The organism is Dokdonia pacifica, from assembly GCF_900188275.1.
GTDB lineage: Bacteria > Bacteroidota > Bacteroidia > Flavobacteriales > Flavobacteriaceae > Dokdonia > Dokdonia pacifica.
Genome location: NZ_FZNY01000015.1, coordinates 1 through 15,853 on the forward strand (window position 1 = coordinate 1; position 15,853 = coordinate 15,853).

At 34.1% G+C, this 15,853-nt stretch carries 16 protein-coding genes; 9 read left to right on the forward strand and 7 right to left on the reverse strand.

Annotated elements, in window-relative coordinates; all coding sequences use genetic code 11:
* Nucleotides 1-222: 222 nt before the first annotated feature.
* Nucleotides 223-903 (reverse strand): DUF4294 domain-containing protein, encoded by a 681-nt coding sequence (locus CHB80_RS24065; RefSeq protein WP_089374084.1) that lies wholly within the window; start codon nucleotides 901-903, stop codon nucleotides 223-225.
* A gap of 106 nt (nucleotides 904-1,009) precedes the next feature.
* On the opposite strand from CHB80_RS24065, the gene CHB80_RS24070 reads away from it, so the two are divergent.
* From CHB80_RS24070 to CHB80_RS24110, 9 genes are all read left to right on the forward strand, one after another.
* Nucleotides 1,010-2,098, forward strand: coding sequence for a M42 family metallopeptidase (locus tag CHB80_RS24070; RefSeq protein ID WP_089374085.1), 1,089 nt, complete (start codon nucleotides 1,010-1,012; stop codon nucleotides 2,096-2,098).
* A 188-nt stretch (nucleotides 2,099-2,286) separates the two neighbouring features.
* The gene (locus CHB80_RS24075) at nucleotides 2,287-3,705 is read left to right on the forward strand and encodes a hypothetical protein (RefSeq protein WP_143337248.1); all 1,419 of its coding nucleotides are present in this window, start codon (nucleotides 2,287-2,289) and stop codon (nucleotides 3,703-3,705) included.
* 136 nt (nucleotides 3,706-3,841) lie between these two features.
* On the forward strand, nucleotides 3,842-4,957 hold the full coding sequence (locus tag CHB80_RS24080) for an outer membrane beta-barrel protein (RefSeq protein ID WP_089374087.1): 1,116 nt from the start codon (nucleotides 3,842-3,844) through the stop codon (nucleotides 4,955-4,957).
* Nucleotides 4,958-5,078: 121 nt separating this feature from the next.
* Nucleotides 5,079-5,846, forward strand: coding sequence for a ParA family protein (locus CHB80_RS24085; RefSeq protein WP_089374088.1), 768 nt, complete (start codon nucleotides 5,079-5,081; stop codon nucleotides 5,844-5,846).
* A 5-nt stretch (nucleotides 5,847-5,851) separates the two neighbouring features.
* The gene (locus CHB80_RS24090) at nucleotides 5,852-6,751 is read left to right on the forward strand and encodes a ParB/RepB/Spo0J family partition protein (protein ID WP_089374089.1); all 900 of its coding nucleotides are present in this window, start codon (nucleotides 5,852-5,854) and stop codon (nucleotides 6,749-6,751) included.
* On the forward strand, nucleotides 6,741-7,340 hold the full coding sequence (locus CHB80_RS24095; RefSeq protein WP_089374090.1) for a DUF5683 domain-containing protein: 600 nt from the start codon (nucleotides 6,741-6,743) through the stop codon (nucleotides 7,338-7,340). The genes CHB80_RS24090 and CHB80_RS24095 overlap by 11 nt, the downstream gene beginning before the upstream one ends.
* Nucleotides 7,340-8,041, forward strand: a complete 702-nt coding sequence (gene dapB / locus CHB80_RS24100; protein ID WP_089374091.1) for a 4-hydroxy-tetrahydrodipicolinate reductase — start codon at nucleotides 7,340-7,342, stop codon at nucleotides 8,039-8,041. The genes CHB80_RS24095 and dapB overlap by 1 nt, the downstream gene beginning before the upstream one ends.
* 54 nt (nucleotides 8,042-8,095) lie before the next feature.
* Nucleotides 8,096-9,676, forward strand: a complete 1,581-nt coding sequence (gene lepB / locus CHB80_RS24105; RefSeq protein ID WP_089374092.1) for a signal peptidase I — start codon at nucleotides 8,096-8,098, stop codon at nucleotides 9,674-9,676.
* 8 nt (nucleotides 9,677-9,684) lie between these two features.
* Entirely contained in the window at nucleotides 9,685-10,341 is a 657-nt protein-coding gene (locus tag CHB80_RS24110) for a WbqC family protein (RefSeq protein WP_308489795.1), read from the forward strand.
* Here CHB80_RS24110 and CHB80_RS24115 read toward each other — a convergent pair.
* The 6 genes from CHB80_RS24115 to ribH form a co-directional block, all read right to left on the reverse strand.
* Complete coding sequence (locus CHB80_RS24115) at nucleotides 10,338-11,369, reverse strand: endonuclease/exonuclease/phosphatase family protein (protein ID WP_089374093.1); 1,032 nt, start codon at nucleotides 11,367-11,369, stop codon at nucleotides 10,338-10,340. The genes CHB80_RS24110 and CHB80_RS24115 overlap by 4 nt on opposite strands.
* The gene (locus CHB80_RS24120) at nucleotides 11,369-12,262 is read right to left on the reverse strand and encodes a rhomboid family protein (protein ID WP_089374094.1); all 894 of its coding nucleotides are present in this window, start codon (nucleotides 12,260-12,262) and stop codon (nucleotides 11,369-11,371) included. Before CHB80_RS24120 ends, CHB80_RS24115 begins: the two co-directional genes overlap by 1 nt.
* A gap of 2 nt (nucleotides 12,263-12,264) precedes the next feature.
* Nucleotides 12,265-13,026 (reverse strand): rhomboid family intramembrane serine protease, encoded by a 762-nt coding sequence (locus tag CHB80_RS24125; protein WP_089374095.1) that lies wholly within the window; start codon nucleotides 13,024-13,026, stop codon nucleotides 12,265-12,267.
* Nucleotides 13,027-13,030: 4 nt separating this feature from the next.
* Complete coding sequence (gene mutL / locus CHB80_RS24130; protein ID WP_089374096.1) at nucleotides 13,031-14,887, reverse strand: DNA mismatch repair endonuclease MutL; 1,857 nt, start codon at nucleotides 14,885-14,887, stop codon at nucleotides 13,031-13,033.
* A gap of 8 nt (nucleotides 14,888-14,895) precedes the next feature.
* Nucleotides 14,896-15,189, reverse strand: a complete 294-nt coding sequence (locus tag CHB80_RS24135; protein ID WP_089374097.1) for a hypothetical protein — start codon at nucleotides 15,187-15,189, stop codon at nucleotides 14,896-14,898.
* Between the two features lie 123 nt (nucleotides 15,190-15,312).
* Nucleotides 15,313-15,810 (reverse strand): 6,7-dimethyl-8-ribityllumazine synthase, encoded by a 498-nt coding sequence (gene ribH, locus CHB80_RS24140; protein WP_089374098.1) that lies wholly within the window; start codon nucleotides 15,808-15,810, stop codon nucleotides 15,313-15,315.
* Between the last annotated feature and the right edge of the window lie 43 nt (nucleotides 15,811-15,853).

Sequence of the window (15,853 nt, forward strand, 5' to 3'; positions counted from 1 at the left end):
TGAACTACCCGTTTTCGCCGAAACGGACCGCAAAGATAACACCTCTTTTCTAACTAAAAAGAAAAATCACAACCTTTTTTAAAAAAAATTACAACACACTGTAAAACAATACTATATAATGATAGAAAATAAGCTATCACTCCTTAATATATAGGCTACTAAAATTAGTTAATGGACAAAGAAAATTTCTAGAGTATTAATAATCTACTCAAAGTAAATAGCCTACTCGTCTTTAACAGGCTGTGCTTTCCATTTATTTGATAAATCCCAGTAGTCAAAATCTAAGACTGAGTTACGTCTTTCAAGGATTCCTGATTGAAATGATCGCTGTAATATATCTTCAATCAAATAGTCTTCTTCTATATTTACAGGATCATACTCTCGCTTAAGGGAAATATCAAAAGCACTTGCTGTAGTATTATACCAAAAAGCTTTCCATCCGCTTCTTAAGCGCTTGACCAATTCAAAAGTAGTTTCTCCTGTTTGCCTATGAATAAGTTTAATTAAAATCTGACCTTCTGTTCTTGTCAATTTTTTCAGCTCTGCTGAAAACTCATTTTCAAGATACTTATGGATTACCTTTGTATACTTTTTCTTTGCGCTTTTCTTTTCGATAGCTTCTAGTCTTTCATTTAAAGCCACCAATCTATCAGCGGCAAGTCTTGCATATGGATATACTTTGCGTGTTTTTCTTCTAAGAATTAAGTAACGTCTTCTCGCCTCTTTAGATTCAAACTTTAAAGGTTTAAATACAATCACTTCATTAAGATCTATAACACTTCTAGGTATTGTATCACCTTGTATTATATAGTATTCTATGTTTTCTTCAGATTTTACAATAGTATCTTGTGCCATTACTGATAATGGAAAGAATATAAATATGACTATTATTATGATGCGCATACTTTTATTTCGCTTTAAGCTAAAATCATTCCAAAATTAAAGATTACAGCGTTATAACACTATTAACTTCTTATTAATATTCTTATTTTTATAAAAAAATATTTAAATGTCTTCAAAAAGTATACTGAACAAAAAATCATTAGATTTTCTAGAAAAATACCTTAACAATGCTGCCCCAACGGGTTATGAATGGGATGGGCAAAAAATATGGATGGACTACCTAAAACCTTATGTAGACGAATTTATTACCGATACATATGGTACAGCTGTAGCTGTAATTAATCCAAAAGCAAAATACAAAGTAGTCATAGAAGGCCACGCAGATGAAATTTCTTGGTATGTGAATTATATATCAGACAACGGACTCCTATATGTTATACGTAACGGAGGAAGTGATCATCAAATTGCCCCTTCTAAAGTTGTAAACATCCATACTAAAAAAGGAATTATAAAAGGCGTTTTTGGATGGCCAGCTATTCATACTCGTAATCGCGCAAAAGAAGAGCCACCTAAACCAAACAATATATTTATTGATGTAGGAGCAAAAGATAAAGATGAAGTTCATAAAATGGGGATTCATATTGGATGTGTTATTACATACCCTGACGAATTCCACATTCTTAATGATGATAAATTTGTATGTAGAGCTATAGATAATAGGGCTGGAGGTTTTATGATAGCTGAAGTAGCTCGATTGCTACACAAAAACAAAAAGAAATTACCGTTTGGTTTATATATAACTAATTCTGTTCAAGAAGAAATAGGTCTACGAGGCGCCCAAATGATTGCAGAACGAATTCAACCTAATGTAGCTATTGTGACCGATGTAACTCATGACACAACCACTCCTATGATAGATCAAAAGGTTCAAGGAGAAGCTGCTATAGGCAAAGGACCTGTTGTTGCGTATGCGCCTGCAGTACAACAAAAACTTAGAGATCGCATCACAGAAACCGCAGAAAAAAACAAAATTCCTTTTCAGAGAGCTGCTTTATCGCGTGCTACAGGAACAGACACAGATGCATTTGCTTATAGCAATAGTGGCGTGGCTTCTGCCCTTATCTCCTTACCATTACGATATATGCATACCACGGTAGAGATGGTGCATCGCGAAGATGTAGAAAATGTCATTAAATTAATATACGAGACACTCTTAACTATAGAAGACGGAGAAACGTTTAGTTATTTCGAATAAATACGCTTTCGCGAAAGCGTATACACAAAAAAACAAAATCATAAATAGTACAATAATTACACTTGTATTATTTATGATTTTTTATTTAATAGACTTATAAGTATCAAATAATTAATGATAAAGTAATATAAAACTAATAAAATCCATCTATTTTTGTAGCGCATAATAAACAACAAATCAATATTATAATGAAGAAGGTTTTATCCTATTTTCTACTAGCTATCATAATGATTGCGTGTAGTACAGAAGAAAACATAGATAGCAGTACAGATATTGCTAATCTTGAAATTGAAAATTACAAAGGAATATTTACTACAGCAGATGGCGGAAGTAGAGGTACTTTAGATGTAACATTATCTCAAGACAATCTTACGGCAACTGCAAACTTAACTTTAGCTTCTGGTGAAGTAATAAGTATTAGTACAGATCAAGTTTCTAATCTAGGAGATACAAAAGAAATTACATTTGCATCAAATGAGCTTTCTTTTACAATGACTACTGGGCAAGAAGGAGAGACACTAGAAATTAATACTGTATCTTTTAGAGGTTCTGAAAGTTCGATTTTAGCTGCTAGAAATACAGAAAGAGCTCCTGTAACTCCTGTTACTGGAACATATACATGTACTACTTGTGCAGGACCTGTAGACAACTCAATGACACAAACATTCAATTTTATGTTTGTAACTGCAGATGGAGATAGCTCTATTGCAACTCAAACCACATTAGGAATGACTGTTTATAATGGTATTGGTGCTCAAGATAGTTGTGTAGTTAACGGAACAGATACTACTTGTGACATAAATAGTGGTGACGGAATGACTACTGTAGGATATACTGCTGGTGGTGGAGATGTTACTTGGACAGGAACTCACATATTTAACAATGAACCTACGGGACCTAATGATTGTTCTGGAATTTCTGGAACTTGGTCTTGGGCTTCTCCATTAGTAGGAACTGTAGATGGTTTATTTGTAAGTGATGATTTATGTACTTCTTCATTAAATACAATTTACCAAGAAGATTTCCAGTCATTTGACGGAAGTGGTTTTGCACCAATGCCAGCTGCTGGACAATTAGATTCTGATATTATTATAGCTAATGGTTTTAGCGGTTCATTAGATTACGGAGGTACCCAAACTTCTGGAGATTATGCTAGAGGATCAGATGTAAACGGAGGAGTAGGTACAGGTGGAGTATATGCTTTTGATATAAACACTGGAAATATAATCTTAGGAGTTCAACCTGGAGGGAGTGATTTTACACCTGGAGAATTCGATTTTAGAATAGAAAATACAACTGGAGGAGATCTATCTAGTTTTTTAATTAGCTATGATCTATATGTAAATAATGATCAAGGAAGAGCTAATAGTTTAAACTTCTCTTATTCTACTGATAATGTTACTTATATTTCTGTATCATCATTAGACTTCACATCACCTGGAACTTCTGATAGTGCTGGATTTGTTAACAACAGTATGTCTGCTAGTTTTTCTGCAGCAGTAGCAAGTGGAGCATTTATTTATATTCGTTTTGAAGGTAATGATGAAGCTGGTAGCGGTTCTCGTGATGAGTTTGGTATTGACAATATTCTTCTACAAGCAAATTAATAGTAATTTGTATACATAATACATATAAAGGGGAGCATTTATAATGCTCCCCTTTTTTAGTTACGTAAGCTATTATTCTATGCTTCGACGAAATAGGTATATTTTTTGATGATTTTAAACTCAAAAAACTATTGCTATGAAAAAAAATACCTTACTCCTTCTTACTTTAATTTTTACAATTTCTACAACAATTGCGCAGACCTTTACAAAAGGATCTATCGCTACTTCTTCTAATGAATCTATTAAAGGACGTGTTCTTATAGATTATGACACAGAAAAAATTACTTTAAAAAAAGATCTAAAAACAACTACGTATTCTTTTGATCAAGTAAATACTGTTACATTAGGGTCTACCCAGTTAATAAAAAAAGATATCGATGGAGCCTCTTATTATGTTTCAAACATTATATCAGGAAAAGGAAGCTTGTACAAAATAAATGACTCTCAATATCTAGTTACTGGGAACAATGATAAAAATGCTATCATTACTACCAATAAAAAATCCAATACAACGTCAGGTATTCTTGCCATTCTATTTGATGACTGTAACAGTATTAGAACTACTTTAAATAATGAAGATAATTTTAATGGTCCTGCACTTAGAAAAATTGTAGACGCATATAATTCATGTGATTATAGTGCATATGCGCCTACCGAAAAAGAAGTCAAAGACGCCGCTAAACACAATACAGACCAAGCTAGCTTTTTTGCCGGTATAGGAACTGGATTAAATACCATTACTTTTTTTGACAATAACGATACAGAAACATTAGCATCTATTCAAGTACAAGCTGGCGTTATTACCTCTCCTAGCTTCTTTGGGCGTTTACAAGGAAATCTTTTTGTAACATTAGAAGGAAGTGCTAATTTTTCTGGTGAAAAAGATTTTAATACGAATACTTCAGAAACCACCAGCTTTAGAGTAAATAGTTATAGAGCCTTCTTAGGATTAGAATATTTATTTAACAAAAAAGGAAAAATCAAACCGTTTGCAGGTCTTAGTATTGGAGTTACCTCAGATTCTTTTAAAGGAAACATAGACGACTTCAATTTTGACATTACCGGAGGTAATACCATTTTAGCTCCTAAAATTGGAGCGCGTTTACAACTTCCTAATCAAAAGCATTTAGGAATTACATTTGCATACATATCAGAATACGAAAACAATTTATCGTTTCCTGTGAATAATACCGTAATACCTCTCGTTGTGAATAATGAGAACATTACATTAAGCCTTAATTACTACTTTTAAAACACGTGATAAACCGTTATAATTAAAAAGGTCATCCTAGTGATGACCTTTTTAATTTTGAAAGCATTTTATTTACTCATTATAAATTGTATTTTTACTTTTTAAATTTCCTCAAATCTATATGGGCAAAATAATTGCTATCGCAAATCAAAAAGGAGGTGTTGGAAAGACAACAACTTCTGTAAACTTAGCAGCATCGCTAGGAGTACTTGAAAAAAAAGTACTACTCATAGATGCTGATCCTCAAGCCAATGCCACATCTGGCTTAGGTATTGATGTAGACAGTATTCAAATAGGAACGTACCAACTTCTAGAGCATACAAACACTGCCGAAGAAGCTATTATTAGTACAAGTTCGCCTAATTTAGATTTAATTCCTGCGCATATAGACCTCGTTGCTATTGAAATAGAGCTTGTCGATAAGGACAAACGAGAATATATGATGCAAAAAGCAATAGGGCATTTAAGAGATCAATATGATTACATTTTAATAGACTGCGCTCCTTCCCTAGGCTTATTAACGTTAAACGCACTTACTGCTTCAGATTCTGTAATTATTCCTATACAATGTGAGTATTTTGCACTAGAAGGTCTAGGTAAATTGTTAAATACTATTAAAAGTGTGCAAAAAATACATAACACAGCACTAGATATAGAAGGACTTTTACTAACTATGTACGATTCTAGGTTACGCTTATCAAATCAAGTGGTTGAAGAAGTTCAAAAACACTTTAGTGAGATGGTTTTTAAAACGATCATACAGCGTAATGTAAGATTGAGTGAAGCTCCTAGTTATGGAGAGAGTATTATAAATTATGATGCTGGAAGTAAAGGAGCTACAAATTATTTAAGCTTAGGACAAGAGCTTATTACAAAAAATAATAGCTAAAGCATATGGCTAAAGCAACAAAAAAACAAGCACTAGGTCGTGGTCTTTCTGCATTATTGAAAGATCCAGAAAATGACATTAAAAGTGCAGAAGATAAAAATGCAGACAAAGTTGTAGGGAATATCGTTGAGCTAGATCTCAAGGATATTGAAGTAAACCCTTTTCAACCTCGTACAAGCTTTAATGAAGAAGCTTTACGAGAGCTAGCTTCCTCTATACGTGAATTAGGAGTTATTCAACCTATTACGGTTCGTAAATTAAGCTTTAATAAGTACCAACTTGTTTCTGGAGAGCGACGTTTTAGAGCTTCAAAGCTTATAGGGAACGAAACCATCCCTGCCTACATACGTATTGCAAATGATCAAGAGAGTCTTGAAATGGCTCTTGTAGAAAATATACAACGTCAAGATTTAGATCCTATAGAAATTGCACTCTCTTACCAACGCCTTATTGATGAGATACAACTCACTCAAGAGCAAATGAGTGATCGTGTAGGTAAAAATAGGTCTACAATTGCTAATTATTTACGGTTATTAAAACTAGATCCTATTGTTCAAACAGGTATGAGAGATGGTTTTCTATCTATGGGACACGGTCGTGCGCTTATTAATATAGAAAATACAGGAGATCAGCTTGACATTTACGAGAAAATTATTGCAGATAAGTTGTCTGTAAGACAAACAGAAGCATTAGTGAAAAATTACCACGCTACTTCTGAAACTCAACTTCCAAAAAAACAAGATACTCCTGAGTTTATCCAAAAGGGGAATAAAGAATTTGCTGATTATTTTGGAGCCAAAGTAGACATCAAAGTATCTAAAAATGGAAGAGGAAAAATTACGATTCCGTTTTCTTCAGAAGAAGATTTTAACCGTTTACAGAAATTGATTAAAGGTGCTAAATAGAAAAAGCATATTACTTATAGGGTTTCTTTGGATATACGCTTTCGCGAAAGCGCAAACAGGAGATACCATTATTACAGACGACACAGATCCTGATACGATAAAGACGCAACAGTCTATTGACCCTCTCAGACCTGCTAAAGCTGCTTTTTATGCCGCTGCGTTACCAGGATTAGGACAAGCCTACAATAAAGACTATTGGAAATTACCTATTGTTTACGGGGCTTTAGGAACTGGTGTGTTTTTTGCCATTGATAATGATAGAGAGTTTAAGCGATACAGAACTGCTTTTAAAGATAGACTTGCAGGTCGTATAGATGAATTTACTATTGTAAATGAAGACGGAAGTACTACAGAAGTTTTTACCAATGATGGTCTTATAGATGCACAAGATTTTTTTAGAAGACAAAAAGAACTCGCTATTCTTATAACAGCAGGAATGTACGTACTTCAAATTATTGAAGCCAATGTAGATGCTCATTTATCACAATATAATGTAAGTGATGACTTGACATTTGCCCCAGATATTCAACCAGATGATTTAGGGCAGGCATTTCGTTACGGGTTTAAAATCACTTATCATATAGACTAATGAAAATTGCACTTTTAGGATATGGAAAAATGGGAAAAGCCATTGAAAAAATAGCACTTACCCAAGGCCATGAAATTGTAATAAAAAAAAATGATCATACCCCTTTTGATTTTAAAGGAGTAGATGTTGCCATAGATTTTAGTCTACCTACTGTAGCTGTATCTCATATCAGTGCTTGTATACATGCTGGAATTCCTATTGTTTCAGGAACAACAGGATGGCTTGCACATTATGATGAAATGATTGCCTTGTGTGAAGAGAAAAATGGCAGCTTTATTTATGCATCAAATTTCAGCATAGGAGTAAACATTTTTTTTGAAATCAATAAGAAATTAGCTCAATATATGGCACCTCATCATAGTTATAAAGCAACTATGGAAGAGATCCATCACACGCAGAAATTGGATGCTCCAAGTGGTACAGCTATTACACTAGCTGAAGGAATTATAGGAGCTTCAAATTACTCAAACTGGAAAAATGCAGCTACTGAAGAAGCTGATACGATTCCTATTATTTCTAAAAGAGAAGGAACTGTTCCAGGTACGCATGTGGTTACTTATAAAAATGAGATAGATACTATTCAATTATACCATGAAGCACACTCTAGACTTGGTTTTGCACAAGGCGCTTTGGTTGCGGCTTTATGGCTTGTTGGAAAAAAAGGCGTATTTTCTATGACGGATGTATTAAATATTTCTTAATTGCGTAACAAGAACAAATACTAAGACACTAACTACCCATAAATACAATATATCATGACAATTACACAGTGGTTTATTTTTTTCCTAGCCATACAAGTCATTCACTTTTTAGGGACTTGGAAATTATATGTAAGAGCTGGAAGACAAGCTTGGGAAGCAGCAGTACCTGTATATAATGCAGTGGTACTTATGAAGATTATTAATCGCCCATGGTGGTGGACGATTTTACTTTTTATCCCTATTGTGAACCTAATCATGTTTCCTGTAGTATGGACAGAAACCGCAAGAAGTTTTGGTTTCAATTCTTATAAAGACACTGCTCTGGTTGTTTTAACCTGTGGGCTTTATTTATTTTATATCAATTATGCCACTGACACTCCTCATATTAAAGAGAGAGATCTAAATCCTAAAAGCAGTAATGGGGAATGGGTAAGTTCTATTCTATTTGCAGTTGTTGCAGCCACCATAGTTCACACCTATTTTATGCAACCTTTTACAATACCTTCATCATCTCTTGAAAAAACATTATTGGTAGGTGATTATCTTTTTGTAAGTAAGTTTCATTACGGTGCAAGAACACCTATGACAACGGTAGCTACCCCTATGCTACATGATTCTATTCCTGTCGCTCATGTAAAAAGTTATGCGTCAAAACCACAATTACCTTATTTCAGGTTACCAGGTTTTCAAAGTATTAAACGCAATGATATTGTTGTATTTAGTTGGCCCGTAGATACGCTTATTGACATTCGTCCAGCACATATGTATGGTAGTGTTCGTAAACCTATAGATAAGAAATCAAATTATGTAAAACGATGTGTAGGCTTGCCTGGCGACTCTCTAGAAGTAAGAGACGGCTATGTATATATTAACGGAGAACGTAACCAACTTCCAGATAGGGCAAAATTACAGTTTTCATATCGCATGATAACTAACGAAAATATCTCCCAGAGTACCTTTATAAATCGTTATGAAATTACAGATGGCGTTGGTAGATTAAGAGATAATTCTGGTTATTACTTACCTGCAGCTACTGAAGAAGCTGCCGATCGATTAGGTAATAGACAAGGGCAAGTAAATATGATTAAAGATATCACTCCAAAAGGTATTGCCGATAATGATATTTTCCCTTATGCTGCATCTATCCCTAATAACAGAGATAATTTTGCTCCTATATACATTCCTGAGCAAGGAAAAACAGTTGCTATCACACCTGAATCGATTCCTTTTTATAAACGCATTATTGAGGTGTATGAAGGATATGAAATGGGATTGGATAACACGATTGCAGTAAATGGTTCTGAAGTTACCTTAAACGGTAATCCAATTACAGAATACACATTTAAGCAAGATTACTATTGGCTTATGGGAGACAATAGACATAATTCTCAAGATGCACGTGCTTGGGGATATGTACCCTATAATCACGTAGTTGGAAAACCTGTGTTTGTATGGTTTAGCTTAGATCCAAACAAGAAAGGGTTTTTAAATCGTATCCGTTGGGATCGTGTATTTACAACTGTAGGCGGAGATGGTGAATTAACGAGCTATCGTTATCATTTCTTAGTTGTATTACTTTTATATTTTGGATTTAACTTCTTTAGAAAGAAAAAGAAACAGCAGAAAAAAGCATAAGTACTATCATGAGTATAGATACCATTCTTATACATCCTGGATACTGTATGCCTATTTCGCATTATGCATGCATGGCACAAGCCAATACTGTTATTTTTGAAGCTTTAGATAATTATCAAAAGCAATCCTATAGAACACGTACAAAAATTGCCACTGCAAGTGGTATGCTACAATTAACTATTCCGATAAAACATAATCGTACTTCCAAAAAGCATCAGCTTACTTTTGAGGTACAATTAGAAAATAAATTTCACTGGCAGCGTGATCATTGGCGTTCCTTAAAAGTGGCCTATCAAACTTCTCCTTTTTTTGAATACTACGAGGATTCGTTTGAACCATTATACACAACTGTTTATGACAAACTCATAGATTTTAACTTGGCATGTCATGAAACCATTATGGAGTGTCTACAATTAGAAAAGGATAGTATCTATACAGAAGAGTATTTTAGGAATCCAAAACCTCCTATGACTAATCTTCGCCATTTGATTACTTCAAAAAAGGAACCTGATTATAAGCTTCCTGAATACCACCAGTTATTCCACGATAAACATGGGTATTTACCTAATTTATCTATTTTAGATTTATTATTTAATGAAGGTCCAAATGCGCTATCTTATCTAGAAAATGTAGACCTATCTACTATGATTGCGCAGAATCACTAGAATTTAAAGTTCTTGTTAAAACTAGTTTCTATCGGATAATGATCAGATAGATTTACATCATAATTTTTAAACTGTAGTATTTCAAATTTCGGATCAGCTAGAATAAAGTCTATACGTAAAGGAATAAAGTCAAAAGTAAATGAACGTCCAGTTCCAGAGCCTACTTTTTCATAAGCATCTTGTTTTTTTCCTTTTACCTTACGGTACATATATGAAGTTGAACTATTATTAAAATCTCCAGCTACAATAACTGGGTATGGCGCATTTTGTTCGCTTTCAAGAAACATCATCACTTGTTCTTCTTGTCTTTTGAATGACTCCCCCATTCTACCTAACAGTCGTTTTGAACCTTCTTCATTAAACGTATCAAATTTTGGAGATACCCGTAATGATTGAAAATGCACATTATACACTCGTATCGTATCGTTATTGATAACAACATCGGCATAAATCACATTATTCCCTGTATTTTTAAAATCTAAAGCACCAGTAGCTACAATCGGAAATTTAGAATAGATGATTTGCCCAAAATTTTTAGACACCGCACTCATTTTTTTATATTGATATGGATATTGCTCTTTAGATAATGCATATTTAGGATAATACTCTTGCAAACAAACAATATCTGGATCTTTCTTAGCTATAAACTCTATAATACGATCTCCAATATTCTCTTGTTTAGACCAACCATGGATATTAAATGAACGCACATTATAGCTCATTAACGTAACCTCATCTTCAGAAGCCACTTCTACACTATTACCAAAGTGATACAACGAACTTATATGACCTATGCCTATGATAAGTACAAAGGCAGAAAGAAATAATTGTCGTTTCCCTCTCAGAATCCAATAAATAAGAAAGATGGCATTAATAAGCAGTAATACAGGCAACAAAAGACTTAATACAGATAATCTAGGAAAGATATGCGGAGGAATATAAGGTAAGGCATACCCTAACACCAAGAGAATGGCAAATATGCTATTTAAAAAGAAAATAGCTTTTCCAAAAAAGGAGAGTCCTTTCATTAATTATCTTTTCCAGCCTTAAATAGAAAGTCTTTTTCTGCTTTAGAAAGACTATCATAACCACTCTTACTTATTTTATCTAGAATAGCATCTATTTGTTGCTGTTGCTCACTTTTAGTAACGGGTCTTTGTCTAGTTTTCGTACTTTTTGTTGTGGTCTTTTTTGTTTTGCGATGTACTGTATGCATCTTTGCTTTCTTAGTTTTAGGTTTTGAAGAAAACCAACTAGCTACCGTATCCATTATTTTTTCAAACCAAAGTCCTATATCATTTCCTTTAGCAAGCTGCATTGCATACATATATCCAAAAGCCGCTCCTCCTAAATGAGAAATTAATCCTCCTGCGTTACTTGAAGATTCTAATGTTAATAGATCCCTTAATACAACAAAAGCAGCAATATGCCAGAGTTTTAAATTAAACACAAAAAATCGTATGGGCGTATTAGGACTATACGTCGCTATAAAAATGATAATAGCATTTACAGCCGCCGAAGCCCCTAGCAAAATACCATTCCCTTCGAAAGCGGGAAATAGGTGGTATGCTATAATATAAGTCAACCCGCCAAAAATACCACCTAATAAATAGATCGTAAGGAAGCGTTTTTCTGTAAAAAGATTTAAAACAAATTTTGAAAAAACATATAGGAATAGCATATTAAAAAGAATATGCAAAAACCCACCATGCAAAAAGGCATAGGTTAGTATAGACCATGGTTGTGTTACCAATCGTGATAATTCTGTAGGTAATACAAAATACCTTGTTAATACACTATTGTCCATCTGAACAATCCAAGGTAAAAGGTTAAATATCAAATAAACAACAACGTTTATTACGATTAGTTTGATCGCAATATTGGATGTTTTATATTGATTTATAAATGAATTGGCCGCCATATTTAATACCAGCGTTTATTGTTAAAACTATTTTTCTTCCAGTAATACATCATAATAAAGCCAAATAATGCCCCTCCAATATGCGCCCAGTTAGCTATATTTTGACCAAAGATTGAAAAGCCAGTAAGACCCGAAAACAAATCTAATAGTATCAATCCAGGGATAAAAAACTTTGCCTTTATAGGAACAGGGATAAACAATAAGCCTAAAGATGCATTAGGGTATAGCATTCCAAACCCCACTAAAATTCCATAAAGCGCTCCTGAAGCCCCTACAGCTGGGGTATTATATGATCCAAAAAAAGATTCATGCAATTCAACTGGAATATCTGGAGATGTCATATAAGAACCCGCTTGAGTTGTCTGTACTAACATATCTGCAATTTGCTCTGGTGTTGCCCCGATGCTTAAAAGAGTTTCGTATCCCGCTTGAAAATGATAATAATTCACCAACGTATGAATTAATGCTGCACCTAATCCTGCTGAAAAATAAAAGAATAAAAACTTTTTCTGGCCTAGTGACTGCTCTACAGCACTACCAAACATCCATAACCCATACATATTAAAAATAATATGCATAGGACTCCCTAAATCATGCATAAACATATGCGTTAGGGGTTGCCAAAACTGGAAAGAAGGATGTTCTACAAACCATAATGCAAATAACTGCATTGCGGGTCCAGGTCCTATTACAAATTGGGACCCTAAATAAAAGATCACATTTATAATCAGTAAAACCTTAACTGTCTCTGTTATTCTTCCCATCTCTCTATTTAAATTTTCGATCTAATTCTTCTCCACTCATTGTTATAAAGGTAGTGCGATTATCTGGAGATACACTAGGTTCTTTACAAGCAAACAAACTATTTACCAAATGCTCTCTAGAACTGCCATCTAACGTTTCTCCTGCTTTAACAGCCATACTCTTTGCCATACTCTTTGCCAAAGTATCCGTCTGGCTAAATCCTGTATCTGGCACCTCATTTTCTAGATCACTTAATAATTGTTCTATAACAATAGGCACTTCAGATTCTGGCAACGATGTAGGAATTCCTGTAATTTCTAATGTCTCATTAGCTACTTTTCCAAACACAAATCCTGTATTTTCAAGTCCCTCCTTAAGCTGTACCAATAAAGCTAATTCTGATGAATTATAATTCAATACTAAAGGAAATAATAATTGCTGACTCACAGATTCTTTTACTGTAATATTTCGCAAGAGTTCTTCATACAAAATACGTTGGTGTGCTCTATGTTGATCTATAATCACCATCCCACTCTTAATCGTACTAATGATGTATTTATTGTTTAACTGGTATGTTGAAGATTCCGCTTTCGCGAAAGCGTACTCAGTATCTTTCTGAAATAAATTACCCGTCACCTCATCACTTTCATAGGTAACGTTACTTGTTCCGTCTGAAGGAGGTGTCTTCAACCCTTCATATAACTGTTCCCAGCCTTCTACATTTTGCTTTGTATAGCTTGGCATAGTAGCACCTTTTTTAGGAGGTGGCACTGTTTCAAAGGGATTAAACGTACGATCTACTTCTACTTTAGGAGTATGAACATACTTGTCTTTATACGCATAGGGAGTGTCTAGATTTGCATCTCTATCAAAATCTAGTACGGGTGCAATATTGAATTGCCCTAGGCTATGCTTTATAGTACTTCGTAAAATAGCATATAAAGAATGTTCATCGTCAAATTTAATCTCTGTCTTTGTAGGATGAATATTAATATCTATGGTACTAGGGTCTACTGTTAAGTATAAAAAATAACTTGCTCTTGTTTTATCTGGCAATAGTCCTTCAAAAGCGGCACTTACCGCATGATTGAGATATGCGTTCTTTATAAACCTGTCATTTACAAAAAAGAACTGCTCCCCTCTTGTTTTTTTAGAGAACTCTGGTTTTACAACAAACCCTTGAATAGTTACGATATCTGTCTCTTCGGCAACAGGAACTAATTTTTCATTTGTCTTTCCTCCAAAAATTCCAACAATACGTTGCTTTAAATTTCCAGCAGGCAACTGAAATACTTCCCCATCATTATGAAACATCGCAAACACAATTTGCGAATGCGCCAATGCTACACGTTGAAATTCATCGATAATGTGGCGTAATTCTACATTATTAGATTTTAAGAAGTTCCGCCTAGCGGGTATATTAAAAAAAAGGTTTTTAACTGCTAGTGATGTTCCTACTGGAGTGGCACAAGGTTCTTGCGTAATAATTTTACTTCCCTCAATTTCGATACGTGTTCCTACCTCATTTTTATGAATCCTAGTTTTTAACTCCACATGAGCTACAGCGGCTATAGAAGCAAGTGCTTCTCCTCTAAACCCTTTTGTACTAAGATTAAAAAGATCATCGGCAGAAGTGATTTTTGAAGTAGCGTGACGCTCAAAACTCATCCGAGCATCTGTCTCGCTCATTCCCTTTCCATTATCTATAATTTGGATAAGGGTTTTTCCTGCATCTTTTATAATTAATTTAATGGAAGTAGCGCCTGCATCTATCGCATTCTCTAGGAGTTCTTTTACAACCGAAGCGGGTCGCTGTACAACCTCACCAGCAGCAATTTGGTTTGCTACGTGATCTGGTAAAAGCTTAATAATGTTTGCCATCTATGTACCTAAAATATGGATAGATCGAAATCTATAATCCACAAAAATATAAATGTGAGTATTGTAATTATAATCAATATCGTACTATTGAGGCCGCTATTATTTCTTGTTCTAGAAGATTTTCTAGCCTCATTCCAATGGGAACTAAAATCATTTTTATTATATGATTCACTATAAGCATCTATTTTGGTAGTATACTTAGTTTCATCTACATCATCTTTACCATCGTAATAGCGAGGTGTATAATTAAACCTATTATTGGTTTTGAGCTTTTTTATTAATGTAAACTTTATTGGTCCCATAACGTACTTGGTATTATATCAAATATACGTTTTTTACAGTCAAAAAGCATGCCTTTTTAACAGTTTACACCCTAAGATTTGGGAAAATAGTATAGAAATTAAAGTTGGATTTTGTTACCTATTTTAAAATTTCGACTCTTTTTTGAGTTGCGCCATTTTTATAGCTGCAATAGCAGCTTCGGTACCTTTATTACCATGCTTACCTCCACTACGGTCTATAGATTGTTGTAACGTATTATCTGTAAGCACACAAAAAATGACTGGAATATCGCCTTTAAGATTTAATTCTTTGATTCCTTCTGTGACACCCTGACATACAAAATCAAAATGTTTGGTCTCCCCTTGGATTACCGTCCCTATAGCAATAATAGCATCCAGCATATCATAAGATGCAGTCATGCGTTTACATCCATAAATAAGTTCAAAAGCACCAGGAACATTCCAACGTACAATATTATCATTGATTGCTCCACAATCTTTCAGGGCGTCAAAAGCGCCTTGAAAAAGACCTTCTGTAATTTGACCATTCCATTCAGAAACAACAATCCCAAATCGAAAATCTTTCGCATTTGGGATTGTTGTCTTATCGTAAACAGAAAGGTTATTTCCTTCTGTAGCCATAATTGTTATGTTTTAAATTTTAATCCAGTAGATAGTTTTCTAT

Coding starts and splice junctions, on each gene's coding strand:
- CHB80_RS24115 (WP_089374093.1), bottom strand. CDS start 11,369: ATGAAAGGACTCTCCTTTTTTGGAAAAGCTATTTTCTTTTTAAATAGC.
- CHB80_RS24075 (WP_143337248.1), top strand. CDS start 2,287: ATGAAGAAGGTTTTATCCTATTTTCTACTAGCTATCATAATGATTGCG.
- CHB80_RS24120 (WP_089374094.1), bottom strand. CDS start 12,262: ATGGCGGCCAATTCATTTATAAATCAATATAAAACATCCAATATTGCG.
- CHB80_RS24070 (WP_089374085.1), top strand. CDS start 1,010: ATGTCTTCAAAAAGTATACTGAACAAAAAATCATTAGATTTTCTAGAA.
- lepB (WP_089374092.1), top strand. CDS start 8,096: ATGACAATTACACAGTGGTTTATTTTTTTCCTAGCCATACAAGTCATT.
- CHB80_RS24080 (WP_089374087.1), top strand. CDS start 3,842: ATGAAAAAAAATACCTTACTCCTTCTTACTTTAATTTTTACAATTTCT.
- CHB80_RS24065 (WP_089374084.1), bottom strand. CDS start 903: ATGCGCATCATAATAATAGTCATATTTATATTCTTTCCATTATCAGTA.
- CHB80_RS24090 (WP_089374089.1), top strand. CDS start 5,852: ATGGCTAAAGCAACAAAAAAACAAGCACTAGGTCGTGGTCTTTCTGCA.
- CHB80_RS24125 (WP_089374095.1), bottom strand. CDS start 13,026: ATGGGAAGAATAACAGAGACAGTTAAGGTTTTACTGATTATAAATGTG.
- CHB80_RS24110 (WP_308489795.1), top strand. CDS start 9,685: ATGAGTATAGATACCATTCTTATACATCCTGGATACTGTATGCCTATT.
- ribH (WP_089374098.1), bottom strand. CDS start 15,810: ATGGCTACAGAAGGAAATAACCTTTCTGTTTACGATAAGACAACAATC.
- mutL (WP_089374096.1), bottom strand. CDS start 14,887: ATGGCAAACATTATTAAGCTTTTACCAGATCACGTAGCAAACCAAATT.
- CHB80_RS24135 (WP_089374097.1), bottom strand. CDS start 15,189: ATGGGACCAATAAAGTTTACATTAATAAAAAAGCTCAAAACCAATAAT.
- CHB80_RS24085 (WP_089374088.1), top strand. CDS start 5,079: ATGGGCAAAATAATTGCTATCGCAAATCAAAAAGGAGGTGTTGGAAAG.
- dapB (WP_089374091.1), top strand. CDS start 7,340: ATGAAAATTGCACTTTTAGGATATGGAAAAATGGGAAAAGCCATTGAA.